General features: G+C 43.2%; 18 protein-coding genes and 1 pseudogene. 11 read left to right on the top strand and 8 right to left on the bottom strand.

Going from position 1 to position 25210, the window contains the following annotated elements; translation table 11 throughout:
* Positions 1–207: 207 nt before the first annotated feature.
* From metB to ACFSJY_RS04455, 10 genes and pseudogenes are all read left to right on the top strand, one after another.
* A complete protein-coding gene (metB, locus tag ACFSJY_RS04500) occupies positions 208–1434 on the top strand; it encodes a cystathionine gamma-synthase (RefSeq protein ID WP_386031543.1) in 1227 nt (408 codons plus the stop codon).
* Positions 1435–1457: 23 nt separating this feature from the next.
* Positions 1458–3887 (top strand): bifunctional aspartate kinase/homoserine dehydrogenase II, encoded by a 2430-nt coding sequence (gene metL, locus ACFSJY_RS04495; RefSeq protein WP_386031541.1) that lies wholly within the window; start codon positions 1458–1460, stop codon positions 3885–3887.
* A 201-nt stretch (positions 3888–4088) separates the two neighbouring features.
* Positions 4089–5564, top strand: coding sequence for a hypothetical protein (locus ACFSJY_RS04490; RefSeq protein WP_386031539.1), 1476 nt, complete (start codon positions 4089–4091; stop codon positions 5562–5564).
* Positions 5565–6019: 455 nt separating this feature from the next.
* Complete coding sequence (argC, locus tag ACFSJY_RS04485; protein ID WP_386031537.1) at positions 6020–7054, top strand: N-acetyl-gamma-glutamyl-phosphate reductase; 1035 nt, start codon at positions 6020–6022, stop codon at positions 7052–7054.
* Entirely contained in the window at positions 7051–7827 is a 777-nt protein-coding gene (argB, locus tag ACFSJY_RS04480) for an acetylglutamate kinase (protein WP_386031535.1), read from the top strand. Before argC ends, argB begins: the two co-directional genes overlap by 4 nt.
* 84 nt (positions 7828–7911) lie before the next feature.
* A complete protein-coding gene (locus tag ACFSJY_RS04475) occupies positions 7912–8835 on the top strand; it encodes an ornithine carbamoyltransferase (protein ID WP_386031533.1) in 924 nt (307 codons plus the stop codon).
* A 56-nt stretch (positions 8836–8891) separates the two neighbouring features.
* A complete protein-coding gene (locus tag ACFSJY_RS04470; protein WP_386031531.1) occupies positions 8892–10121 on the top strand; it encodes an argininosuccinate synthase in 1230 nt (409 codons plus the stop codon).
* Positions 10122–10143: 22 nt separating this feature from the next.
* Positions 10144–12084 carry an argininosuccinate lyase gene (gene argH / locus ACFSJY_RS04465; RefSeq protein ID WP_386031529.1) on the top strand — a complete coding sequence of 647 codons (1941 nt, stop codon included), beginning with the start codon at positions 10144–10146 and terminating at the stop codon, positions 12082–12084.
* A 28-nt stretch (positions 12085–12112) separates the two neighbouring features.
* Positions 12113–13435 carry an amino-acid N-acetyltransferase gene (argA, locus tag ACFSJY_RS04460; RefSeq protein WP_386032220.1) on the top strand — a complete coding sequence of 441 codons (1323 nt, stop codon included), beginning with the start codon at positions 12113–12115 and terminating at the stop codon, positions 13433–13435.
* 468 nt (positions 13436–13903) lie between these two features.
* Positions 13904–14305: pseudogene (locus ACFSJY_RS04455) on the top strand (response regulator); the annotation flags it as partial.
* A 30-nt stretch (positions 14306–14335) separates the two neighbouring features.
* On the opposite strand, the gene ACFSJY_RS04450 reads toward ACFSJY_RS04455, so the two are convergent.
* From ACFSJY_RS04450 to ACFSJY_RS04430, 5 genes are all read right to left on the bottom strand, one after another.
* Positions 14336–14653: a hypothetical protein gene (locus tag ACFSJY_RS04450; protein ID WP_386031527.1), complete on the bottom strand. Its 318-nt coding sequence runs from the start codon at positions 14651–14653 to the stop codon at positions 14336–14338.
* Positions 14654–14749: 96 nt separating this feature from the next.
* Positions 14750–15169 carry a hypothetical protein gene (locus ACFSJY_RS04445; RefSeq protein ID WP_386031525.1) on the bottom strand — a complete coding sequence of 140 codons (420 nt, stop codon included), beginning with the start codon at positions 15167–15169 and terminating at the stop codon, positions 14750–14752.
* A gap of 39 nt (positions 15170–15208) precedes the next feature.
* Positions 15209–15529: a hypothetical protein gene (locus ACFSJY_RS04440; protein ID WP_386031523.1), complete on the bottom strand. Its 321-nt coding sequence runs from the start codon at positions 15527–15529 to the stop codon at positions 15209–15211.
* Positions 15530–15594: 65 nt separating this feature from the next.
* Positions 15595–16482, bottom strand: a complete 888-nt coding sequence (locus tag ACFSJY_RS04435; protein ID WP_386031521.1) for a thermonuclease family protein — start codon at positions 16480–16482, stop codon at positions 15595–15597.
* 115 nt (positions 16483–16597) lie between these two features.
* Positions 16598–16918, bottom strand: a complete 321-nt coding sequence (locus ACFSJY_RS04430; protein WP_386031519.1) for a hypothetical protein — start codon at positions 16916–16918, stop codon at positions 16598–16600.
* A 216-nt stretch (positions 16919–17134) separates the two neighbouring features.
* Here ACFSJY_RS04430 and ACFSJY_RS04425 point away from each other — a divergent pair, with 216 nt between their 5' ends.
* Complete coding sequence (locus ACFSJY_RS04425; protein ID WP_386031517.1) at positions 17135–17911, top strand: class I SAM-dependent methyltransferase; 777 nt, start codon at positions 17135–17137, stop codon at positions 17909–17911.
* 145 nt (positions 17912–18056) lie between these two features.
* Here ACFSJY_RS04425 and ACFSJY_RS04420 read toward each other — a convergent pair whose 3' ends face one another.
* From ACFSJY_RS04420 to ACFSJY_RS04410, 3 genes are read right to left on the bottom strand one after another with little or no spacing between them, the layout of a single operon-like run.
* Positions 18057–22181 carry an ATP-binding protein gene (locus ACFSJY_RS04420; protein WP_386031515.1) on the bottom strand — a complete coding sequence of 1375 codons (4125 nt, stop codon included), beginning with the start codon at positions 22179–22181 and terminating at the stop codon, positions 18057–18059.
* Positions 22181–23803: a response regulator gene (locus ACFSJY_RS04415; protein WP_386031512.1), complete on the bottom strand. Its 1623-nt coding sequence runs from the start codon at positions 23801–23803 to the stop codon at positions 22181–22183. The genes ACFSJY_RS04420 and ACFSJY_RS04415 overlap by 1 nt, the downstream gene beginning before the upstream one ends.
* Positions 23804–23845: 42 nt before the next feature.
* Entirely contained in the window at positions 23846–25102 is a 1257-nt protein-coding gene (locus ACFSJY_RS04410; RefSeq protein WP_386031510.1) for an EAL domain-containing response regulator, read from the bottom strand.
* Positions 25103–25210 lie beyond the last annotated feature (108 nt).

The following is a 25210-nucleotide window of genomic DNA, read 5'->3' as shown; positions in this document are numbered from 1 at the left end:
TCTGCTTGTTCTTCACTTTGGGCGTTGGTAAGCGATGTTCAAGTCACAACATTGAAACACCCGTTTGCATATAGTGAATTGTACTGGTTGGCATTTTTCAGTCAACCTATATGTGTAGAAGTTTAGACGTCTAAAAGTTCTTGACCCTATAAAACAAAACGTTTAGATTTATAGACGTCTAAACATCCATTTTTCAAGGTGAATAGTATGCCTAACCAAAAACTAGCCACAACAGCGGTACGAGCGGGTATTAATACCGACGAACATCACGGCGCTGTTGTTGCCCCTATTCACCTATCAAGTACCTATTCATTGAAGGGCTTCAATCAAAAGCGAGACTTTGACTATTCCCGCACCGGTAACCCAACACGCGCGACGTTTGGACAAGCTATAGCCGATTTAGAGGGTGGTGAAGTAGGCATTGTGACCAGTACTGGCATGGCGGCAGTGCATTTGATTTGTCAGCTATTGTCAGTGGGAGACAAAGTGGTTATCCCCCATGATTGTTATGGTGGTAGTTATCGCTTATTTGTGCATTTAGCGAAACGTGGTCAGTTTGACGTGATTGTTGTTGATCAAAGTGATGAACAAGCGCTCGCCGATGCATTAGCACAACAACCTAAATTGGTACTTATTGAAACGCCTAGTAACCCTTTGCTTCGCCTTGTTGATATTGAAAAAATTGCTACGGCAAGTAAGGCTGCTGGTGCCGTTGTCGCTGTAGACAACACCTTCTTATCGCCATTGTTACAGCAACCCTTAGCTTTGGGCGCAGATATTGTTTTTCATTCCACTACGAAATTTATCAATGGTCACTCTGACGTGGTTGGCGGAGTGTTGGTCACGAAAGACAAAACACTCGGTGAAGAACTTGCGTGGTGGGCAAACTGTATAGGTATTACCGGCTCTGCATTTGATAGCTATTTAGCGTTACGTGGATTAAAAACACTGCCGCTGCGCATGCAAGGTCATCAAGCAAATGCTGACGCTGTCGCAGAATTTCTAGCATCACACCCAGCGATTGAAAATGTTTATTACCCGGGTCTTAGCACTCATCCCCAGCACGAACTGGCCAAAAGCCAGCAAAAAAATTTCGGCTCAATGTTGAGCTTCGAAGTGAAGGGCGGCGTTGAAGCTGTAAAAGCCTTATTCGACAATTTATCGCTATTAACCTTAGCCCAATCGCTCGGTGGCGTAGAGAGCTTGATTAGCCACCCTTCAACCATGACGCATGCCGGTATGGATATTGAAGCACAGAAAGAAGCGGGCATAACGCAGAGCTTAGTGCGTATTTCTGTGGGTTTAGAGGACATAGACGACATACTTGCTGATTTGGCAACAGGCCTGGAGGCGAGTCAACAACGTTTGTCAGTTGTGAGCAATGAAAAACAACCAAGTTTTAGAATAAGCTCAGCGCAAGCTGCAGTGTGGTAGACGTAAGCGGTATAGGTAGGAAAATGACAGCCCAAGCATCGACAAATAAATTAGCCAAACATGCGGTACAAGTACATAAGTTTGGTGGTAGCTCGCTTGCATCTATCGAATGTATTAATCGAGTCGTTGATATTATCCAGCACAATTGCCAGTTGCACGATGTTGTTGTGGTGTCAGCAAATGGTGATACCACGGACGATTTGATCAACGTCTATGAACTAGCACAGGAAAATAGCGACCAAGTACACCAGGCAATTGAAGCCTTAAAGCTTAAACAAGAGGCTTTAATAAATGGCTTGTTAACTGGCGAACATACTGATCCGTTGTTAACCCAGGTCGCTGCGGATATTGCTCTAATAAACAAGTGGCTACAGCTGGATATTAGCGTTCATGAAAGTGAGTTATTAGCCTTGGGAGAGTGCTGGTCGGCGCGTTTGCTTGCTGCTATCTTGACCGAGCGTGTCTGTCCTAGTGCGGCAATTGATTCACGTGACTTTCTTGTCATTGATAATGCAACAAATTGCCAAGTTGATTACCAAACAAGCCAAGAAAACCTCACCCATGTGTTGACGCGTGGTCACCTTAATGTGATCACTGGCTACATTGCTCGAAATGCGCAAGGGCAACCTTGTACACTCGGACGAAATGGCAGTGATTATTCTGCCACTATTGTTGCAGCGTTAACTAACGCACAAAATGTAACACTGTGGACTGATGTTGACGGTATTTATAGTGCTGACCCGCGTGTCGTTCCGCTAGCTCGTAAGTTGCACCGTGTTCCACGCTCTGTGGCAAAAGAACTGGGACGACTAGGTAACCCGGTACTTCATGCAAAAACGTTACAGCCTTTAAATGATGTTGGCAGCCATTTACATGTTGCCAGCAGCTTTGACCCAGACACAACAGGTACAGAAGTTGGTGATTTCGGCCAAATTGCACAACAAGAATTGTCCGTAACTTACCTTAATGATTTGTTGCTTGTTCAGTCGGAAAGCTTCATTGGTGATGCTGGCCAACAGGCTTATGATAAATTTAACGCCATTAGTGGCGATGTGAACAAAGGACAACTCGTTATTCCATTAAGCGCGCAAAAAGCAGTAAGCGAATGGTTGGCGAGTGACGATACAGAGGTCAAGTTTACGCCCATCTCTATCATGGCGATTGTTGGTCATCAGGTTGCAGCAAGAGGTAATGTAAAAGCGCGATTTAAACGCGCTCTAAAGCATCATCAGCCCCTAGCGTTTTTCAATAGCTTGCATCAAGACAGTTTGATTGCGGCCTTGCCGCAGCCTTGCACGGGCGAATTACTCAATAATGTTCATCATGATGTAACAAAAGATGCTCGCCATATCGGTTTAGTGGTTGCAGGTTTGGGAAATATCGGTCAGCGGTTTATAGAGTTATTGCCAGACCAGCTATCTAAAGTAAGTGCGTTAGAAAACGTACATTTAGTTGGCCTAGTGTCATCTAAAAAAATGCTTATTCAATCAGATGGTATTGATGCAGAGCAAGCCTTGAAAGATTTTCAACACTCGGCACAAGCCTATGAAGAGCAAGGGTTACTCACTTGGCTTGAAAACCACCCTTACGATGAATTAATTGTTGCCGATATCACGCCGAGCGAGGAATTTAGCCAACTTTATAGCCACTTCTTTGAGCACGGTATTCATGTCATTGGCGCGAATAAGTGGGCAGCATCAGCACCCTTGTCACAATACAAGCAAGCGCAAGCGTTAGCAGAGAAAAGCCAAGCCTTGTGGTTAGGTAATACTACGGTTGGCGCTGGTTTGCCGATAAATTATGCCATTAACGATTTATTGAAAAGTGGTGACCACATAGTAGAAATTTCAGGTATTTTCTCGGGCACTTTGTCTTGGTTATTTGAGAAGTTTGATGGCACGGTTCCGTTTGGTGAACTCACCCAAATGGCTCTTGCTGACGGCATTACTGAGCCAGACCCTCGTGAAGATCTGTCGGGTAGAGATGTCCAGCGTAAGTTGCTAATTCTCGCCCGTTTAGCGGGGTTTGACATCTCATTGGAAGACATAGCATGTGAAAACTTGGTACCTGATCATCTAGTTGACCTTTCTATTGAAGAATTTTTATCACGTATAGATGAGCTAGATGATACGTTTGCGAACAAGTTGTTAGATGCGAAGTCAAAACAAGCATGCATACGCTATGTCGCTCGATTTGTTTCAGATGGAGGCAGTATTAAAGCAAAAGTTAGCCTTGAAACTTTGCCACTAGACGACCCGTTTGCCAGCCTTACCCCCTGTGACAATATCTTTAAAATCGTCAGTGAGTGGTATCAAGCTAACCCATTAATCATCCGTGGGCCTGGAGCTGGTCGCGATGTAACGGCTGGCGGCTTGCACTCAGATCTTGCGTCTGCTTGTCGTTTATTGGTGAACAAGCAGCATCAAGTGAAACTGAAGGGTATAAACGAATAATTTAGCGGATGACTTCAGGTTAAAGCTGTGTTCGTTTTCTCGACCTATCAAGACATATCGATGTTACCGCCTAACATAGCCGAGGAAGCCTCATCGGCTATGTTAACTTTACAAATTACCACATCAAGAAGTTTGAGTTTTTTCTAGTTTTCACTTATGTTTACGTGAAATTAGCGTGCCTCAATAACCATTAACGTTGGTATGAAAAAGAAAACCCATCAGTCACTTATTACTACCCAAGTTGTTGGCATCATTGATCGCATGTTCAAACCAAGTCCGATCAAAGATGCAACGATTGATGGTGCACTTGAATACTTTGCTGCGCAATCAGACATAGAAAAAGCCAATAATGATTTTGCTCAACGCGCACACCAATATGCTGAGGAGTCTGATAAAGATGATGGCAGCAAAGCGTCGAAGATAGAACGTAAAGTAGCTACCCTCGACAATGAACGAGCTGAATTCGAACAGCTTCAAAAATTTGATCGCTCTGAGCGCAGTGAGCGCTTAAATTTACTGTGTTACGACATCCTAGAGCTCACTGAGGGTGAAACGTTTGCTGAAACCAATCGAAAATCCGCACAAGTGCTAGGTACCATTCAGCTGCTAAGTCACACTGAAGGAAGTCAAATAGCGCAAACCAACGAGCTTCATAAAGCACTCTATAAAGGCGTGCTAACATTACGCTTGCTCGACAAGCTCATTATTGATGGCGGCACTAACCACGCATATATCAAGCACTTCCTAGGCGAGTATACGTTAGACAACTACAAAGACTTTAAGCGCATGGATGAAGCTGCTTATGCAACCTTTGTTCATGAAGTAAAAGTGCCTGTTTTGAAAGCGGCTATTTTACAGGACATCGGTAATTATCACCCGAATGCCCAAGACATATTGTATGGCAAAGATAAATCACTTGACCCTTATCGCACGCTTGAAATAGACGAGCGAAAATCATTACTGCAAATCAATTATCGCGAAACGGTCAAATATCTTGTTGAGGGGATAGGGCAAGGGCGCTATTTAGGAAACTCAAAGAAAGACCGTGAAGTGTTTGAAAAGCAGGAAGTTCGCAAGCTTAAGTTTATGAAAGAACTGCTGCGTAGCGCTATCACGCCGAAAGAAGGCTTAGGGAATTTACTGAAAGTCCCACAAATTTATGTGTCTATCGTTTTATCGACCAAGCCAAGTTATAAATACAAGCTGATTCCTAAGGTTTATCAAGTGCTTCGACAAAACGCTGAACGCGGCCAATGCAGTGAAAAGGTAGTCGAGAGCCTTTATCAAATTACGGGTATGTTCCCGCAAGGCTATGGGGTTACCTACTTAGCTGTAGACGCCGCTGGTCATTCGTTAGAGCGATACGAATATGCAATAGTTAACCATCTCTATCCTGAAAACCCAGAAGAGCCAGAATGTAGAATTGCTACTAGGCAATTAACCTTTATCAGTTACGGCTCAGATATCCGTATTCACAAATCAGAAAACCTGTACTTTCCAGAGTCAGCTAAACGATTGGCTTCAATCAGCCGTGCGCGGTTAGAAGAAATTTTGGAAAAGTTGGTTTCGAATTATCAAGAGCGTATAGAGCTTGACCTTATTCCACGTTGCTGGCACCCGCGAGAGTTTTTTTCTATTAAAGAAAATCAGAAATTATGGAATAAAAGCAGTAAGTAAATACTTACAATCTATTTCGGAGGGAAAGTAGTTTCTCTGCCGTTACCCTCGATTTTCTGAAGCTCTTAAACACACCTTCTCATTAGTCATGTATCTGTGGCTAATGTCTCAAAGTATTAATGGATTTTTTTGTGCATTCACTTGATAGATGAAATGTAACTTCATCAACAGCTAATCTGTGCCGTCTATGAATCGTCACAATATATCCTGAATAATATTTATGTTAAATAGTTGCATAAAAATTCATTGAGTGGTACCTTGCACCCATCGATGTAATTAACCTTCTATAAGGGCACAACGGAAATACAATGAAGTATTCAATTATTCGACGATGTTAAGTCATTTTTAATCGCGAAACAGGTAACAAAACCCCTGTTTCAGTTAACTAAATCGAACAATAAGTGTTCGGGTTGAAAGTTATATTTTGAATACAATTGCAATTTTTGGTGTTTTTTATGAATGTCGCAGTTATAGGCGCAAGTGGTTATGTAGGAGCAGAGCTAATTGGCTTGCTAGCTCAACACGATAAAGTTTCGATATCGCATCTAGTGGTGTCGGAAAACAGTACTTCCAATGGATCATTATTTTCTGAGTTATTTGCTCGCTGGCAGGGGATCTGTGATGTACCCCTTCAGTCTTTTTCGAAAGACTGGTTTAACACTGTTTCCGAAACCTTAGATGCGGTTTTTTTTGCTACTCCGCATGAATTCAGCGCTCAATGGGCACAAGCGTTTGTCGACAAAGGCGTAAACGTTTACGACCTTTCTGGTGGTTTTCGTCTTAAAAATACCGCTGACTATCCCACGTATTATGGGTTCGAGCACCAGTACCCGCAGGCTGTAGCAAATGCTAAATATGGTTTAGCGGAATGGTTCCCTGCTGATTTTACGTCAACCAAACTTGTTGCCGTTCCCGGCTGTTACCCAACAGCTAGCTTGTTGTCTTTGAAGCCGATTACTGCGGCGGGCTTACATCAAAACAATGGTCTAATTGTTGTTAATGGTGTCAGCGGTGTAAGTGGCGCAGGTAGAAAAGCATCATTAGCAACGAGCTTTAATGAAGTCAGTTTACGTCCATACAATATTTTACAGCATCGTCACCAACCAGAAATTTCACAAGAAGCGGGTACGCAGGTGATATTCAATCCGCATCTTGCTCCTTACAAAAGGGGTCTGTTGACCACCGTTACTCTGAATTTGAAAAAAGGCGTAACGACAGAGCAGGTTAATGAAGCTTTTGTAAACGCGTATCAAGAACAGCCGCTCGTCAGAATTAAAGCTACTTGGCCCCAAATTGACGATGTGGCACACACACCTTTTGCGGATATTCATTGGCAATATGACGAGAAAAAGCAGGTGCTAGTGGTCACCACAGCTATAGATAACTTACTTAAAGGTGCTGCATCACAAGCGGTGCAATGTATGAATGCCACATTAGGGTTACCGACACACTATGGATTAGTGCCTCAATTACAAGGAGCCATTGCATGAAACCTTTAGTCATCAAAATAGGCGGCGCGATTTTAGAAACTGAAGGTGCATTGGATAGTCTTTTATCCGTTATTGGTCAGTTAAAAAATCAACCTGTTGTTATTGTTCATGGCGGTGGTTGTGTTGTAGATGACATGCTCAGCCAAGCCGGCTTTACGACGGAAAAGAAAAACGGTTTGAGAATTACCCCTCAAGAACAAATGCCGATTATTAGTGGCGCACTGGCTGGTAATGTTAACAAAGCTATTGTTGCTAAAGCCAATGCCTCACATATAACCGCTGTTGGTTTGTCTTTAACGGACGGCAATATGGTGTCCTGCACGTTAAATGCTAATGACTTAGGTGCAGTGGGTGAGCCTGTAGCGAACAGCAGTAAGCTGCTCGACAGCTTATTAAAAGCAAAGTTTTTACCTGTCATATCATCAATTGGGGCGTTGGCTAACGGTCAACTGGTTAATGTGAATGCCGATGATGCTGCGGTTGCGATTTGTCAGCTATTAAACGCTGAACTATTACTACTGACCGATGTTGACGGGGTGATGGATGGTAAAGGTAAGTATCTGTCTGATCTCACTGAGAAAGATGCTAATAATTTAATCGCTGAAGGGGTTATCTCTGGGGGGATGACAGCCAAGGTAAACGCTGCATTTCATGCGGCAAATCAATTACGACGAAGTATCGCGGTTGCCAGCTGGCAAGCGCCTGAACAAATTCTGAATTTGTTAGCTGGCGCAAGCATAGGCACCCGCATTATTCCACGAAGAGCTGCTTAATCAGCAACACGTAGTCTTGAGCAATAGGCTCATGCCTACAACAAAACACTTTTACGAATTAACGAGATACTTTTAGGAAAATTGATGACTTTTTCACATTTTTTAGCCGATGATTTGCAGTCTAAACAACAAATTTTAGATCTGATTTCACTCGCAAAAACAATCAAAAATTCACCGGCTGACTTTGCTAGCGCGCTAGCAGGAAAATCAGTCGCTATGATTTTTGAAAAACCTTCGTTGAGAACGCATGTAAGCTTTGATATCGGCATTGCTAAGCTCGGTGGACATGCACTTTATTTAGGTCAACAAAATGGCAAACTGGGTGAACGTGAGCGGGTTAGCGACTACGCAAAAAACCTCTCTTGCTACGCAGACGCCATTGTTGCCCGGGTGTTTGACCATCAGTCAATTGTTGGCTTAGCAGAACATGCGTCTGTACCTGTGATAAACGCATTATGCGACCTGTATCACCCATGCCAAGCGCTAGCTGACTTTGTCACTATTTCTGAGAAATTTGACGACTTATCCGAGGTTAAGGTTGCGTACATTGGCGATGCAAACAATGTAAGCAATTCGCTGATGTTAATGGCTGCCACGTTAGGCGTAGCTTTCACGCTAGTCACACCGACAGGTTGCGGTCCCTCTGCTGCCATGATCGATAAAGTGAAAACCATTGCGTCTCATTCAGGAGCAATATTTACACACACTACTGATATGGATGCCTTGGGTTCTCAGGACGTTATTTACACTGATACTTGGGTTTCGATGGGTAATGAAGACGACCAAGATAAAGACAATGTGCTTGCCACCTTTATGCCCTATCAAGTTAATCATCAGTTAATGGCAAACACTGGCGCCAGTGTTGTTATGCACTGCCAGCCAGCCCACTTGGAAGAAGAAATCACGACAGCATTGTTCGACGATGAAAAATACTCAGTGGTTTTCCAGCAGGCAGAAAACAGAATGTGGGCCCAAAATGCCGTCTTGGTAACGTTGCTGGGCGCCTAGTAGAAGATTGCATCTAACGATTTTGAACAGAATTTAAGATTTAAAGGTAAAAGAAAATGGCTTTAGCAAAGAAAAAACAAATCAAAAAAGTGGTACTCGCATACTCAGGTGGTCTTGATACATCAGCAATTATTCCATGGTTAAAAGAAAATTATGATGGTTGTGAAGTTGTCGCGTTCTGTGCTGATGTGGGGCAGGGTGATGAAGAGCTCGAAGGCATCAAAGAAAAGGCGATAGCGTCAGGTGCATCTGAATGTCATGTTGTCGATCTCAAAGAAGAGTTCGTCAAAGATTACATCTACCCTATTTTAAAAACGGGTTCAGTTTACGAAGGCCAATATTTATTGGGGACATCGATGGCGCGTCCTGTCATTGCCAAAGCACATGTTGAAGTTGCACTAAAAGTCGGTGCTGATGCGGTATGTCATGGCTGCACAGGTAAGGGTAATGACCAAGTGCGTTTTGAATCTTGTTTTGCTGCGCTTGCGCCGCACCTTACAGTGATTGCGCCGTGGCGTGAGTGGGACATGGTGTCGCGTGAGGATTTATTAGACTACTTAGCAGAGCGTGATATTCCTTGTTCAGCATCACTTACGAAAATCTACAGCCGTGATGCCAATGCTTGGCATATTTCTCATGAAGGTGGTGAGTTGGAAGACCCATGGTGTGAACCATCTAAAGAAGTATGGACTATGACCGTTGATCCAATGGACGCGCCAGATACACCAGAAACAGTTGAGCTAAGTTTTGACAAAGGTGAGCTAGTTGCGGTTGATGGACAGCAGTTATCTGCGTATGACTCTTTGGTTTACTTGAACGATAAAGCTGGCGCACATGGCGTAGGCAGAATTGATATTGTTGAAAATCGCCTTGTTGGTATGAAGTCTCGTGGATGTTATGAAACACCTGGCGGCACAGTGCTAATGGCTGCCTACAAAGGCTTAGAATCACTTATCCTTGATAAGGAGTCGCTGAAATTTAGAGAGTCAGTTGCCCTTGAGTTTTCACATGTGATTTATGACGGTCGTTGGTTTACACCGCTCGCAAAAGCACAATTAGCGGCAGCGGCGTCATTTGCAGAAAACATGACGGGTGATGTTGTCGTTAAGCTATACAAAGGAACTGCTACTGTCACGCAGCGCCGTTCGCCAAACAGCCTATACTCTGAAGAGTTTGCAACCTTTGGTGCTGATGACGTGTACGACCAACAACATGCGGAAGGCTTTATTCGTTTGTTCAGCTTGTCGAGCAGAATTACTGCAATGAATCAGCAAACACAGAAATAGCGCATAGGTTAGGAGAAGCGACATGGCATTATGGGGTGGCCGGTTTAAAGAAAAGGCGAGCATTCAGTTCAAAAAGTTTAATGACTCACTACCGGTAGATTACCGTATGGCGGTGCAAGATATTGTGGGTTCTATTGCTTGGGCAGGTGCACTAAATGGCGTTGGCGTGTTGTCTGATGATGAGCTTGCAAGTTTGGAGTCAGCACTGCTGGAGCTAAAAGCGTCGGTGGAAGAAAATCCGAGACAAATTTTAGCGTCAGACGCTGAAGATATTCACAGCTGGGTGGAAATTCAGCTGATTGAAAAAACCGGTGATTTAGGGAAAAAACTACACACTGGTCGTAGCCGTAATGACCAAGTCGCGACGGACTTAAAACTATGGTGCAAAGAAAAAGGCGGTGACTTGCTATTTGCATTAGTGACCTTGCAAGAAGCGCTGATGAAACTGGCTGAACGCGAAGCAGGTACGGTATTGCCGGGGTATACCCATTTACAGCGTGCGCAACCTGTGACTTTTGCACACTGGTGCCTTGCCTATGTTGAAATGTTTAACCGTGATATCGGTCGTCTAAAAGATGCACTTTATAGGGCAGACACTTCACCATTAGGCTCAGGTGCATTAGCTGGCACGGCTTACCCAATCGATCGTGAGCAGCTAGCGCAAAATTTAGGTTTTAGAAAGGCTACCCTCAATAGCCTAGATGCTGTGTCAGACAGAGACCATGTGATAGAGCTTCTTTCTGCTGCCAGCGTTAGCATGATGCATTTGTCGCGTTTTGCAGAAGACCTTATTTTCTATAATTCCGGTGAAGCGGGTTTTGTAGAAATGTCTGATTTAGTGAGCTCTGGTTCGTCATTGATGCCACAGAAAAAGAACCCGGATGCCTGTGAATTGATTCGTGGTAAAGCGGGCCGTGTTTTTGGTTCGTTAACTGGCATGCTCACTACCATGAAAGCGTTAGCGCTTGCATACAACAAAGACATGCAAGAAGACAAAGAGGGCCTTTTTGATGCGCTTGATACGTGGCAGGAATGTATGGAAATGGCGACTTTGGTTGTTGATGGTCTCAAAGTAAATAGCGCAAGAACCTTGGCGGCTGCGCAACAGGGGTACGCTAATGCGACGGAACTTGCAGATTATTTAGTGAGTAAAGATATTCCGTTTCGTGAAGCCCATCATATAGTTGGTGAGGTGGTGTTGGCCGCGATTGATAAAGGCTGTCCGCTCGAAGATTTAACCCTGACTCAACTGCAAGCATTTAGCGACAAAATTGAGCAAGATGTTTATCAACATTTGTCGATTGAATCGACGCTAGACAAACGTGAAGCGCTTGGCGGTACGTCGAGAAGTCAAGTGCAAAAAGCACTGGCGCAAATTCAAGAGGGCCAAGCTGACATCTTGAATGAGCAGGTTGTTGGTGCACCAGGGAAACAACAAGTCAAAACAGCACTTAAGCAAGTGCAACAGCGTTTAAATGCGCAAAAAGCAGCGGCCATGTCAGTGCGTCGTGCGCGTATGTCAGATGTTGATAAAATCCATCAACTTGTCGACTTTTGGGCTGATAAAGGTGAAATCTTGCCGAGAACGCGCCAAAACATTATTCACGACGTGCAAAACTTTGTTGTCGCAGAAATGGATGGTGTGGTCGTGGGATGTGCGTCACTTTATATCTACGAACCTGGGTTGGCAGAAATTCGTTCCGTGGTTATCGACGAGCAATATCACAGCCAAGGTCAAGGGCAGGCGTTGACGCAATACTTGTTGGAATTCGCCCATGGGATGGAACTAGAGACGATCATCGTACTCACTTATATTCCTCAGTACTTTGAGAAGTTGGGCTTTATCACCATCGAAAAGTCGTCGTTAGCAGACAATATCATTGAAGACAGTGAGCCTAGTCCACACAAAAATCCAGTAGACGAAGTCGCGATGGCTTACCAAGTCAATCGTAGTAGTAAGTAGCGAATAAGAAGTAAGGTTGAAAGCAGTCGTGGTAAACAAGGATACAGACTACGTTAAATGGTTTCGCAATGCAGCGCCCTATATCAATGCGCACCGCGGCAAAACCTTTGTCTTGATGTTTGGTGGAGAAGCGGTAACGCATGCTAATTTTGCCAATATTATTCATGATATCGCTTTGCTTCGCAGTTTAGGCGTAAAGCTGGTTATCGTGCATGGCGCGCGTCCACAGATCGCCGAGCGTGCTGAGTTGCTGGGTGTAGATCAGCAGTTTGAAAAAAACTTACGTATTACTGACCCACAGACACTAATGGCGGTGAAAGATGCGACTGGCTCGTTGCGTGTTCACATTGAAGCACTATTGACCATGGGGCTAGCGAATTCACCCATGCATGGCTCACAAATTCGCGTCAGTACCGGAAACTTTGTTATTGCTCGACCTATTGGTGTAAAAGACGGTATCGATTTTAAGAATACTGGGTTAGTGCGTCGTATTGATACAGAAGGGATTAATACCCAACTTGATTTTGGCTCGATTGTGCTGCTTTCTCCCGTAGGGTACTCAACAACGGGGGAGGTATTTAACCTAGCGTTGGAAGATGTCGCGACCCAAACAGCAATATCATTGGGTGCTGATAAGCTTATCACGTTCACAGAAGATGACGGCCTGATTGACACTGATGGCAGCCTAATTCGCAGTTGTAGTGTACGTAAAGTCAAAGAATTGTTAGACGATTACGGTGAAGAGGAAACCGATCATGTCCGTCAATTGTTACTACGCGCCATAATTCAAAGCGGTGAAAACGGCGTAGAGCGTTGTCATTGTGTTTCATATCGCAGTGACACCGCTTTACTGCAAGAGCTATTTACCCGAGACGGCGCGGGAACGCTAATTGCGAAAGATCACAAAGAGCACATCTCAACGGCATCGATTGATGATGTTGGTGGTATTCTAGAACTCATTCAACCGCTAGAAGAAGAGGGCGTTTTAGTTCGCCGATCACGCAAGTTACTCGAGACGGAAATCGACCGTTTTATCGTGTTGAAAAAAGAAGACATTATTATCGCCTGCGCTGCCTTGTATCCTTATCCAGATTCAAATACGGGCGAACTTGCTTGTGTCGTCATTCACCCTGATTATCGCAAAGGTAATCGTGGTGAACGATTAATTGCGGCGGTGGAAGCATTTGCAAAACGTCAAAAACTCGAGCAGTTGTTTGTGTTGACTACAGTGAGTGGCCATTGGTTTAGAGAGCAAGGGTTTGTTGAAACCTCAGTTGATGATCTGCCTGAGGAAAAGAAGCAGATGTATAACTATCAACGGAAGTCTAAGGTGTTGGTTAAGGCCATATAGTTGTCACGGTGGCGATAGCACCCAAGGGGACGCTTGCGCCGCTCTCCCTATGGAACCCTATGGCGCTGCTGCAAAATGTGTAACTTCATTCATCAATCAATATTCGGGCTTACGATCAGATAGCGCTTCCTTGTGCTATTTCACTTTGCTGGCGCCCTGCCAACAATAGCTGATATTAATAATTCATTCAGACATTTTGTTAAGCAGAACTTATGCTGCGTTTAAGTTGGATGCTGAGGGGGTTGAAAGAGGGAAACAAGCATTTTTTCCCTCTTTCGTGCTGTCGGCACCGCGACAAGAGAACGCTATTAAGCCTCCAATTTTGAAAGTATTTCTCCGTTAAGTAGCGTCAACTAAAACAATATATGGAAGTTGCGTTGATTTGTCTTATCGAAAAACGTAGATTGAATTTAAGAATAACATTTAACCAATACTCATTTATTAAAGACAAAGGATAGGTGCGTTGTAATGGAAAAATCGACGGTATTAGTAGTTGACGATGTCGCGAGTAACCTCGACTTATTGGTCGATATACTGGGTGGTGACTACCAAGTAAAAGTAGCCACTAATGGTGTTGATGCACTGAAAATTGCGCGTGCAAAGGAGCAGCCTGATTTAATCTTACTTGATATCATGATGCCGGAAGTTGATGGTTATGAAGTGATAACCGATCTCAAAGCTCATCCTGAGACATCGCATATCCCCGTGATCTTTATTACGGCAAAATCATCTGTCGAAGATGAAGAAAAAGGCTTTGAACTCGGGGCTGTGGATTACATTACCAAACCCGTTAGTCCACCTATTGTAAGAGCGCGCGTTAAAACGCATATAGAGCTCAGCCAGCTTGTGCATATGCTAAGCTCTCAAGTGTCGTAAGTTTTTTAACGGTATAGCAAAAAACTAGTTTTCTGGGGCCGAGTCGTGGTCGTCTAATTTTTCTTTGAGGGTGTCTAAATCTTCTTTGATATCAGTGATCTGTTGGTATACATAACTGAAATAGAAAACAGCACCAATGGCGATGAAGTACAGTGTGGCGATAATCATAGTATTGGAGAGAATGTGAATCGTTGAGGTTGATAATAAAGAGCCGATAACAAGTACTAATATGGTGATAGCGCCAGTCACAAGGCCAATTTTTAAGCCCGATTTTGCGCGATTATACTCTTGCTCAAATTGCTGTAGCTCAACAGCAAGCAAATTATTCATGTGAGTACTCATGTATTCATCCTTGTCTACGTTAGAGTGTTGTCTGAAAAGCTAAGCCGCGGGATTGTATACCAAGTAGAACCGAATTTGCATGTATTTTTTGTCTGGTTAGAACGCCCAGGCGATTTGATTTCTGAGTTGTTCTACATCTTCTACATTACGACCAGCAACAGCGAGATAAACAAAAGCCTTGTTTTCTAATGCCACACATTTTATTGCGGCTCGATTGCCACTTAAGTTGCCATATACATAGTTATCATTCTGAACGACTTGAGTGAATTTCATGTTACTTAGTGTCGTTTTTCCCTTGTTTGAACATTCGGCTGCATTCATGTTTAAGATTTTATGGTGTGACCATAATTGCGGAATAGCTTTACTGCCCGCAATATCACTTGGTTGATGATGCTCATCGGGCCCAGTTTCAGCGTATATGTAATCGAGAATAAGTGTGGTGAGTAGGGTAATGATAACCCCTATAACAACCGCTGAGATGATGGTTTTACTGTGGTTAACTATGGATTGAAACAAGCCTACCTCCTGTTAGCTTTGCTCAAGACAAGAGCGCTGCTAGTCTAGCAACTCAAGATGAGGTTTCAATGCCTTTTTAAGCATACTGTCTTTTACTTCTGTAATAGCAACTCTGGCCATTAAGAGTCCTAAAAGGGTACCTACCACAATCGACCAAATTGCCATGTCAAAGAAAAAATAGCTTGCGCAGAGCATAGAGACTAAAAACATTAACCTAAACATGGTTGGGATAATACTGAAGAGTGGGACTTTATGGCTGGCGAGAACATCTCGATATGCTTTTTCTAACAACTCAAATTGTTTGTCTCTATCGAGATGAGAGATTTCGTCGAAGTAATCAATGTAGAGTTTGATATCCATATTCGTAGTATATTGTTGTTTTATATTAGTTGAGTCGCTAAAGCAGAATCCAGAGTTAAATGATGCTAATACTCGGGAATAAGGTTTAGCTTGCCAATGGCTTCTTGAATATCATCCGGCCAAATCCACAATCTATATGGCTCCGGCACATTAAAATAGGCCTCTGGCTGATACAGTTCACGAGAGCGTATATCAGCGCAATACCTTGATCGCCAAGCAGTTTTTCTAGCATACGATATTGACTCTCCGTTGACGAGTTTTTTAGTAATATCGTATAGCTTTTCACACATTCTGTACTCGTAACCCGGCATTGATAGGGAGTCGGCGAACTGACCTTTCTTATCGTTTATAGCTTCGGTCACGACCTCGATAAATAATGGAAGATCAGCCTCATTGGGAATCGTGGGATACAAAATAAAGGGTGCCGCCCAACCACTGGCTAACATGTCTAAATTAAACGTAGCGCGCTCACGTCGAGTCATGCTTGAAATTTCACGGGTACTATAGGATGGCGACACATACGCAAGTAATCGTCCATAACTATCGAACGGCTGTTTAGGGCTGCGGATAAATAATTTGCGTTTGGTACCGTTTGGCTTGGTTAGCCGTTTACTCACTATCGCCTTGTGAAAGGCGCTAGCTTCCTTACCTTGTGTAAATTGCAAGGTACCTGCGGCCGTTTCGTCTAATTTAGGCACAATATATTTTGCGAACGTTTTGGTAACAGGGGCGTCTCCGTTTTTAATCCATAAGGCGAGTTGTTTAAACTCAGCGTCGACACGTGCTGCACCTTTTTCTGATTTTGCTGTGACTTCCGGAGTGTCGATAGACAACATGCGGATCGGCATGCGGATATTGGGCGTATCACCATCAGACGTATCAGTTAAGGCACGAGCGCCTAACGACGGCAGTGTAGTGCCACTGGGCGACCACAAAATTTGGGGCTTATCCATGTTATATGTCTCTATATTTCCTTTTCAATAAATATAGGCGACACGTAGGTTTTTGCTGATGAATTTTAAGTTAATAGAAAAGCAGAGCAATTTAGGCTCTGCTTGAGATAATCGCTTATGGATTGATAATGATGTAATTGATTTCTCTGTAGTGAGGAATCTCGTCACAGGTATTTACATCTGAACCTTCTACGTAGACTTCAACGATTTTATCATTCGTTAATGCTGTTACAGCCATTTCACCAGCAGCGTGAGACTTAGTGCACAACCATTTTCCAGCTTTGCCACCGGTGGCTTCAGTTTTGAAAGCCATATACTCACCACAGCTGGGATGATCTGCCATGACCCAAGACACTTTGCCACGGCAATTGATATCCGCAGCATTCGCTACTTGAGACAAACACAACATACCTAAGCCTAGTACTACTTTTTTCATTGTATACTCCATATTTTTGTTTTTTATTGTTCCAGCCAATAAGGTGAGTTTTATTTCGCAATCACCAATAGCTGTCATTAACATAGTGTTAATTAACTGAAAAATATAGTTAATTTTTTATTTTGTCTGCATCACGGCTTTTGGATCGCAGTGGCAATTGCAAAGGTGTGGCGTTTGAGGACAAAATAAAGATGAAGAATCTTAGGATAAAAAGAAATGACGGATTATTTAGCGATTAATAAAACTGCGTGGAATACACGTACAGATATACATTTCAGTTCAACCTTTTATGATGTTGATGGTTTTCTCAATGGGAAATCGACATTACATGCTATTGAACTAGGGCAAGTAGGGGATGTCAGCGGAAAATCATTGCTACATCTGCAGTGTCACTTTGGCTTAGATACACTTTCATGGGCGCGATTGGGCGCAAAGGTAACAGGCGTTGATTTATCGTCAACTGCGGTAGAAAAAGCACAAAACTTGGCAGAACAAACTGGTTTAGACGCTCACTTTATTTGCTCTGATGTATATCACTTTGGAACACAATGTCAGCAACATTACGATATTGTGTACACTTCGTATGGGGTGCTTTGTTGGTTGCCTAGCATGGATAATTGGGCTGAAACGGTAGCGAAGTGCTTAAAACCTGGCGGTAAAATTCATCTTGTTGAGTTTCACCCTTATTTAGATATTAAATTTGGTTATGATTACTTTCATAAAGCGCAACCAGATATTGAAGAAGAATCTACATATTCTGAAAACGCTGGTGACGACAAACAAACCATAGCCGTATGGGCGCATCCGATAGCGAATGTGATAACCGCATTAATCAAAGCAGGCATAGAGATTGAAGAAGTCTGTGAATACCCGTATAGCCCTTATGCATGCTTTGACGGTATGAAAGCGATAGCTGAAAACCAATTTGTGTTTGATGAGGATGGTCCTGAATTCCCTCTGCTTTACAGTATTAAGGGACGCAAGAAAGCTTAATTTTACAGGTTACACTGTCCTTGGTTAGTTCAGTATGGCGATAGCTTACTACTTAGTGGGCTATCGCCTTGTCTAGAGTTTTATTGGTGCATCCAAAAAATCTTGTTATGCAACACATGCGGAGCTTTACCAATAAAATCAACAGTTAATCAGCTTTGAGTGACGCGGTTTGATGCTGCGTAACAAATCTGTCGGCGTGCGCGGTTAAGTCAGCAAAAAGTGTATCCAGTTCATCTTTTTTATTGGCTTTCGCTGATTTTTCAAGTATCGCTGCGCAGCCTTCAATACCATGGGCGGTAATCATACTGGCACCGCCTTTGATTCGATGAGCAACGAGTCCTACTTCTTCTATGTTCTCTGCTTCAATTGCGAGACCAATGTCTTTTATCGATTCTCTTGTTGTGTCGATAAATTGCTGAATGAGTTCAAATACCATCTCTTGGTCGCCGAACATGTCGACAAGTGTTTGCATGTTGACATAGTCACCTTTAACACTGTCGACATTGATGTTTTCTCGCACGTCGCTGGGGAACTGGACAATATCTTGAGCGTCAATGACTTCATCCGCTTCAGCTTGAACATTCTTCAGTCCATCATCATTCGTGGTGATATGGTCAAAGTCGAAAATAGCTAAATCGTCAAAGTTATTTGCTTCAACGCTGACAAATGAGTTGTCAATGTCACTATTTAAGTACTTTTCAACCGTTGTTTGTAACACATCCATTGACGTTGGCTTAGTGAGGTAATCGTTCATGCCCATTTCTAGACAATGATCGGCCTCACCAGTCAATGCATTCGCAGTTAGTGCCACGATAGGGATTGGATTGCCCTGTGCACGAAGTGTTTTGGTTAAGTCATAGCCATCCATGTTTGGCATGTGGCAATCGGTAATCAGTAACCCGTAACTTTGCTGATAAATTGCATCGAGTGCTTGTTTACCATCGTCGACGATATCAGCATGGTAGTTAAGCTTTTCTAGCTGACGCTTAATCACCATTTGGTTGGTTGGATGATCTTCAGCAACCAAAATAAGGCGTCCAGAGGCAATGGCCTCTTCCCGAGTCATTTTACCACTAGCTTGTTTTTCATCTTTGTCGATGAGCATCATCAAGTCTGTATCTCGGTCTTGCTGTGCTTTGTTTACGCCACTAATGAGTGATGTGATTAACAGCGGGTTAATCGATATAAAATGTTGCCCAGGTTCAGGAGAGAAACTACGTTTGCTTAGGTTTATCCATGACGATACAGTGTTAATTTGCGCGAGTTGATAATGACTGATGAGCTCCTCAGGGCAAATAAATACGCACTTCCCGCTAGGTAACAATGACTTTAAATGATCAGTGTCACCGCCAAATGGGAGTACCACCAGTGGTACGCCCCATGCGTTAAAGTAGCGTTTTATTTTGCTACACGCAAAGCTCATATCATCAATCAATACGATGGGGAGTTTTCGCTTAATTTCAGGTACAAACGGTTGTTCATCTGTTTCAAGGGTGAGGCTAAAACTAAATGTTGTGCCTTGGCCTAGTGTACTGTCTACATCAATACTGCCACCGAGTCTTTCAACAAGCATTTTACAGATGGTTAAACCAAGCCCTGTGCCACCGTATTTGCGTGATGTCGAGTCCTCTGCTTGCGCAAACGGTGAGAACAGTTTGCGCAAATTCGTTGGCGATATACCAATGCCTGTATCAGTAATAGCAAAGCGTAGTGTTTGTTGCTTACTGTTTGCTTGAGTTCGTTCAACCATCAGTTTTACTTCACCCTTTTCAGTGAATTTAATGGCATTACTCAATAGATTTGAGAGCACTTGCTGTAAGCGAATAGGGTCGGTTTTGATGCCATGATAAATGGTCGGGTCAAATTCTAATTTGAGCCCTATGCCTTTATTATGTGCATTGTTCGCATGAGTCAGCATCGCAGATTCAACAAGATCGGGAAGATTGGCATCGATGTTTTCAACCGTCAATTGACCTGCTTCCAGTTTGGAGTGATCAAGTACGTCATTGAGAATGTGCAGTAAGTTATTCGCCGAGCTCGCGATAGTTTTTAAGTCGTGGTGTTGCGATTCAGTGAGGGACGATTGCTCTAATAGCTCTAACATGCCAATAATGCCACCAATAGGCGTGCGAATTTCATGGCTCATCATCGCTAAGAAACGTGATTTTGCAATAGCAGCTTGCTCTGCTGCTACTTTGGCTTTAGACAGTGCAAACTCCTGTTCCTTTCTTTCATTCACTTTGAGAAGTACGCCATTCCAAAGTGTTTCATCTCCCAACTTTTCAGGAAATGCGGCAAAATGTAGCCAGTTTACAGCGCCTTGGTCAACAATTACTCTGAACTCTATGTCGACAGGTCCTAATGTATTGATGGTTTCTTCACGCAAGACTTTTAGGCGCTCAAGGTCCTCTTTTGGAATAGCGGCAAAAAAGTTACGCGCGTCTTTAAGTAGTGCATTTTGAGAGAGTGGTCCTAAGTCTTCAATACCTTGGCTAACATAGGTAAATTCGAGGTGTTGCTTAGTATTAAGTTTAAACTGTAATACTGCACCGGGAATGGCGTCGGCGAGTGAATTTAACTCAAACTCCGCCTGTTTTGCGCGTTGCTCGGCTGCTGTTCGGCTTTTTATTTCTGCTTGAAGTTTGCGGTTCCAAAATAAAATACCACAAAGAATTACTATACCTATCATCACAGGAATCACAGCAAAAGTTATTATCTTTGATATATCAATGCCTTGCTGAATATTGAGCTGCGACCAATGATTATTGATACGGCGAATCTCTTTGCTGCCTAGCTCTGCCAATCCTTTATTGATGAGAGAATGGAGCGTTGCGTTATCGCTTCCAATACCGAAACTGACATGGATATTTTTCTCCGCGCTAGGGCTAGTCAGTATGTGGTATCGGCCAAGGTTTTCATCTTGAAGTAATGGAGCAACAGAAGACAATAAAATAAAAAAGGCGTCTGCTTCACCTTCATCTAGCATCTGTAGGGCGTGCTCCATATCGCGAAGCACCACAATGTCGGCAACGGGGAATTGTTCACCAATGGTAACTCTCACCCCTTCAATATTGGGGATTGCAATTCGCGCTGTTTTGGCGTCTTGCGACGTTTTCACTCGACTATTCGATCTTGCGATAAGTACCCATGGTGACATGTGATAGCTGCGAGAAAGCAAAATGTCGTCATCAAGAAATTGAGTGTTTACCATGCCAGGTAGAAGGTCGACCTTATCGTTAGCGAGAAATTGTTCGCCTTGACGCCAGTTTTCTACATATACGGGCTCAAGATCTAGGCCTAACCGTTCTGCAATGGCCTCTAATATTTCAACGGCAATACCAATGGGTTTACCGTCTAGATTAACTTGTGTAAATGGTCGCCATTTTTCACTGTAGGCATAACGGATAGTGTCGTTTCTTGCCAGCCAGTCACTTTCAGTTGGCGTCAAAATCAGCGGGACGCGACTGTTGTTTTGAATAGCATTACTGCTATTCCAGCGAGCAGCGATGAACGCTTTTGTAGTCGGTGCTATATTTTGAATCACTTTATTAATTGCTGATTTTAACAAGGGCTGATCGGGCTGCACCGCAAATTGAGAACGGTCTTCAGGTACATCGTTCAGCGCGACTAAATTAAGGTCTGAGTTTTTCGCTTTGTCATAGATGTAATTGTTCGTGATCCAATCACCATAATACGCTTGGGCGAGACCAAACTTGATGGCTGACATTGCCTCAGGCGTGCCATTGACGTCGAAGAATTGAATGTCAGGTAAGTGCTGTTTGAGCTCTGTTCTGCTGGCAAACCCCTCTTCGATGGCGAAAACATAGTTGTTAAATGCTTGGATAGAATCAATCGAGTTACTGTTAATGTGTTTGGGCACTAATATAGATCGCGGTACCGAAATAAACGGGTCAGTAAAGCTCATAAAGGCTTTACGGCGTTCTAAGTCAGCAAAGCCAACAATAATGTCTATTTCTTTTCGAGCGAAGGCTTCTTCCATTTCCTTGCTAGTTGAATAGATACGATATTCGATACTAAGCCCTAGCTCACTACTTACCAATTTTAAATAATCGTTAAAAATACCGAGAATTTTCCCGTCTGAGCTTTGAATGATGTAGGGCAAGTATTCAAAGCTTGGATAGGCGGTGACTAAGGTTTTTTTGTTCGATAACCAGTTTTGTTCTTCCGCTGTTAAATCAGTTTCAGCAAAGCTAGGTTGTGTCACTATCAATAAACAGATGAGCGTGACTAATCGCATAAACGTTGACATTAACATTGCTCCATAGCTAAGGCATTAAAAGACTTTTCGACACCGTTACTTGTGCCGTTGAACCACTGCGGTATGTCGTCTTCTGATATTTTGAGCTCAATGGTTTTCTTTGCTTGCTCAAACATAAAACGCACGTTGGCTAAGGGCATATTCATAGGAATGGAGTGCGACAAGCTTCGAATCAAATGAAATGCAGTATCAGGTTCAAAAGGCTTGATTTGCCAAATTTTTATCCATTGCAACACCGCTTTCATGGTTTCATTGGCTTGCTGTAGCTCGATGGCTTGCTTGGTTAGGCGTTTGAGTGAGGCTTGATTTTGTCGATGAAGAACGGCAAGTTGCTCAGTTAAGATTTCTTGCGAAATTTCAATATCTTCACCAAGGTCATCTGTCATCATTTCAGCGACGCCACCTAGTCTATTACCAAGGTGCATTGCATCTAATGAGCAATAGAAGGATATTTGCTGCGCTTCATCATCTTGCTGATAGGCGAACCAAATTTCTTCAGCAAGCATTAAGTCACCCGTTAACATGGCATAGCGCGCTTTCAACATATCTCGTTGCCACTGGTATTGAGAAAGTTTCAATGACTGTTCAACCGCTTTAATCCGCTTTTTAAATTCCCCTAGGTGGACTTCTCTTGCTGCAGGGTTTTGTTCGCGCTCGGCAAGCTCTAAATAAGTGCGTGCACCGATAAGAATATGGTCAGCGGTAAACCAGCGAGAGTTTGTAATCCGTGAACTAATTTTGTTCGTCAGGTTAAGCAGTAATTGCGAGTCATCAGCAGCTAGCGCTAGATTGTACATGACAAGCAGACGCTCTACGCTAGTAGAAGACATGCTATTCAGTTGTTGGCATACCTCTAAACATTTAGTGGTGTTGCGCGTTTTTAAGAAGCAACGCGCTTGAACTTGCAGGGCTTTGAATCGCAGTTTTTTCTCTTCAATAACGGGGTTGACAACCTTCAGTGCGAGCTCGTACTTTTCTTGCTCAACTAACATTTTTCCGAGGTGAATCCGAGCGATATCTTCGCCACTATTGATCAAACTGATATAAGCCTGCTGAGCTTGTTCAAATGCTTCCTCTTGTTGCAGAATATTGGCGCGGACTAGTTGAATGTTGGTAGAGCTCTCGTATCGCGCACACTTTTTAAACGCGGCTTCTGCACCTTCGTTACGATAGGTTTGATAAATCGAGCGAATCACTTGTTTTTGGCGGTAAGCGTTGACTAGCCTATTGGTGACGGCATTAATATTTATTGGCTTAAGCAAATAGCCGTCTGGCTCTAGTTCAGAGAAACCAAAGAATACGTCTTTACTCACTTCCCCTGTGACCACAAAAACAACCGTTTTCTCGGCTAAGCCGTTATTGATTCTGAGTTGTTCAAGTAGTTGCAGACCGTCTGTACCGTGCCCTAGATTGTAATCGCAAAGTATGAAATCGTATTTTGTTGCTGTACAAGCTGTGATTGCTTGACGTGCGTCTTTCGCCGTATTGATATTGTCAGGATTGGAGCCATTTTTTATCAACATCGCGCGAGTCGCGTTAAGAATCATTGGGCAGTCATCAATGACTAATACGGTTTTATCTTTGAAAAACTTAATAATCTGAAAATTTGACATAAATTCCCCCTAAACTTTAATGAACACTTGGCAAAAACTCGGTTAAGACGCTTTTGCTGGTTCAGAGGAAATTGATGCAATATTGGTGTGGTATTCCTTCAACCAACGTTGCATGGTTGGAATAAGCTGATGTAACTCAATTGGCTTAGATATCAGGTAGCCTTGGCACTGATCGCAACCCAGTTTCTGAAGTACATGCCATTGTTGATAGGTTTCTACACCTTCTGCAATAACTTGCATGCCAAGAGTCCGACCCAAACGGACGCAAGACTCGACAATAGCGTAGGCGCTATGGTCGACCAACATTTTGCCGACAAATGAGCGATCTATTTTGAGCTCATTAAACGGATATTGCCCGATTTGCTCCATGGTAGAGTAGCCTGTGCCAAAATCATCTAGGGATAGTTGAAAACCATTCATCCGCAAACGCGTCAGAATCTCTAGCGCCATCATAGGATCGGAAATACAGGCTTGTTCGGTAAGCTCCAACGTAACCTTACGACTTTTTTGATTGTTAATTTGATTGAGGTTCAGCAGCAAATATTGAATAACATTGTCACGTAGGCTCTTCGAGGAAATGTTGATAGATAAACGCAGCTTTTCAAATGCCGCTGGTAATTTAGCCATTTCCTGCAGACTATGCATAAACATTTGCTCGGTTAGCTCGGCAATAAGATCGTCCTTTTCTTCGGCAAGCGGAATAAAAGTGTCAGGACCAATAACGCCATGAGTGGGATGGTTCCACCGGGCAAGTGCTTCAACGCCTATCAATTTTCCTGTTTTCATGCAGGTTTGTGGCTGAAAATAGGGCACTATCTCTCGGTTTGCGATAGCGTGTTCAACATCTGCGACGGTGAATTCAAACGTTTTGGGTTTATGTATTACGCTGTTGTGGTGAGGCACAAAATGGCGAGCAAGTGCATCAGTTAGTGATTTTGGCTGCAATGGTTTTGCGATAGCGCCAAGCATGTTTAACCCTAAGCTTTTCGCTAATGCTTTGGCACTACGGATAAGACTGGCGTCAAGTGCACTCGAAACAAGAATGCTGCCTGCAAAGGAAGATTTTGACAGTTGGCGAATTAATGCAAGGCCATCCATATTCGGCATAGATAAATCGCAAATAATGACGTCAAATGAGCGTAAGTCTAAAAACTCTAATGCTTTCTCACCGTCACCTGCGCTAAATACATCCTTAAGACCAAGCTTCTTCACCATCTGCACTAACGCTAAGCGCTGAAACTTATCGTCTTCAACGACTAATAGTGATAATGCTGAAATTTCACTGCTGACTACTTCCATTGGCACCTCTCTCATCAATCGCGCAAGTATAAAAAATGTTCACTTGTAGAGGTGTAATGTTTTGTTATTGTTTTGCTGTCACTATGTAACAGTGCTTTGGTTTGGTTG

This window comes from Thalassotalea euphylliae (assembly GCF_042682785.1).
GTDB lineage: Bacteria > Pseudomonadota > Gammaproteobacteria > Enterobacterales > Alteromonadaceae > Thalassotalea_F > Thalassotalea_F euphylliae.
The sequence above is the reverse complement of the archived record's forward strand: the minus strand, read 5'-3'. Positions and strand labels throughout refer to the sequence as shown.

Coding starts and splice junctions, on each gene's coding strand:
- metB (WP_386031543.1), top strand. CDS start 208: ATGCCTAACCAAAAACTAGCCACAACAGCGGTACGAGCGGGTATTAAT.
- metL (WP_386031541.1), top strand. CDS start 1,458: ATGACAGCCCAAGCATCGACAAATAAATTAGCCAAACATGCGGTACAA.
- ACFSJY_RS04490 (WP_386031539.1), top strand. CDS start 4,089: ATGAAAAAGAAAACCCATCAGTCACTTATTACTACCCAAGTTGTTGGC.
- argC (WP_386031537.1), top strand. CDS start 6,020: ATGAATGTCGCAGTTATAGGCGCAAGTGGTTATGTAGGAGCAGAGCTA.
- argB (WP_386031535.1), top strand. CDS start 7,051: ATGAAACCTTTAGTCATCAAAATAGGCGGCGCGATTTTAGAAACTGAA.
- ACFSJY_RS04475 (WP_386031533.1), top strand. CDS start 7,912: ATGACTTTTTCACATTTTTTAGCCGATGATTTGCAGTCTAAACAACAA.
- ACFSJY_RS04470 (WP_386031531.1), top strand. CDS start 8,892: ATGGCTTTAGCAAAGAAAAAACAAATCAAAAAAGTGGTACTCGCATAC.
- argH (WP_386031529.1), top strand. CDS start 10,144: ATGGCATTATGGGGTGGCCGGTTTAAAGAAAAGGCGAGCATTCAGTTC.
- ACFSJY_RS04450 (WP_386031527.1), bottom strand. CDS start 14,653: ATGAGTACTCACATGAATAATTTGCTTGCTGTTGAGCTACAGCAATTT.
- ACFSJY_RS04440 (WP_386031523.1), bottom strand. CDS start 15,529: ATGGATATCAAACTCTACATTGATTACTTCGACGAAATCTCTCATCTC.
- ACFSJY_RS04435 (WP_386031521.1), bottom strand. CDS start 16,482: ATGGATAAGCCCCAAATTTTGTGGTCGCCCAGTGGCACTACACTGCCG.
- ACFSJY_RS04430 (WP_386031519.1), bottom strand. CDS start 16,918: ATGAAAAAAGTAGTACTAGGCTTAGGTATGTTGTGTTTGTCTCAAGTA.
- ACFSJY_RS04425 (WP_386031517.1), top strand. CDS start 17,135: ATGACGGATTATTTAGCGATTAATAAAACTGCGTGGAATACACGTACA.
- ACFSJY_RS04420 (WP_386031515.1), bottom strand. CDS start 22,181: ATGTCAACGTTTATGCGATTAGTCACGCTCATCTGTTTATTGATAGTG.
- ACFSJY_RS04415 (WP_386031512.1), bottom strand. CDS start 23,803: ATGTCAAATTTTCAGATTATTAAGTTTTTCAAAGATAAAACCGTATTA.
- ACFSJY_RS04410 (WP_386031510.1), bottom strand. CDS start 25,102: ATGGAAGTAGTCAGCAGTGAAATTTCAGCATTATCACTATTAGTCGTT.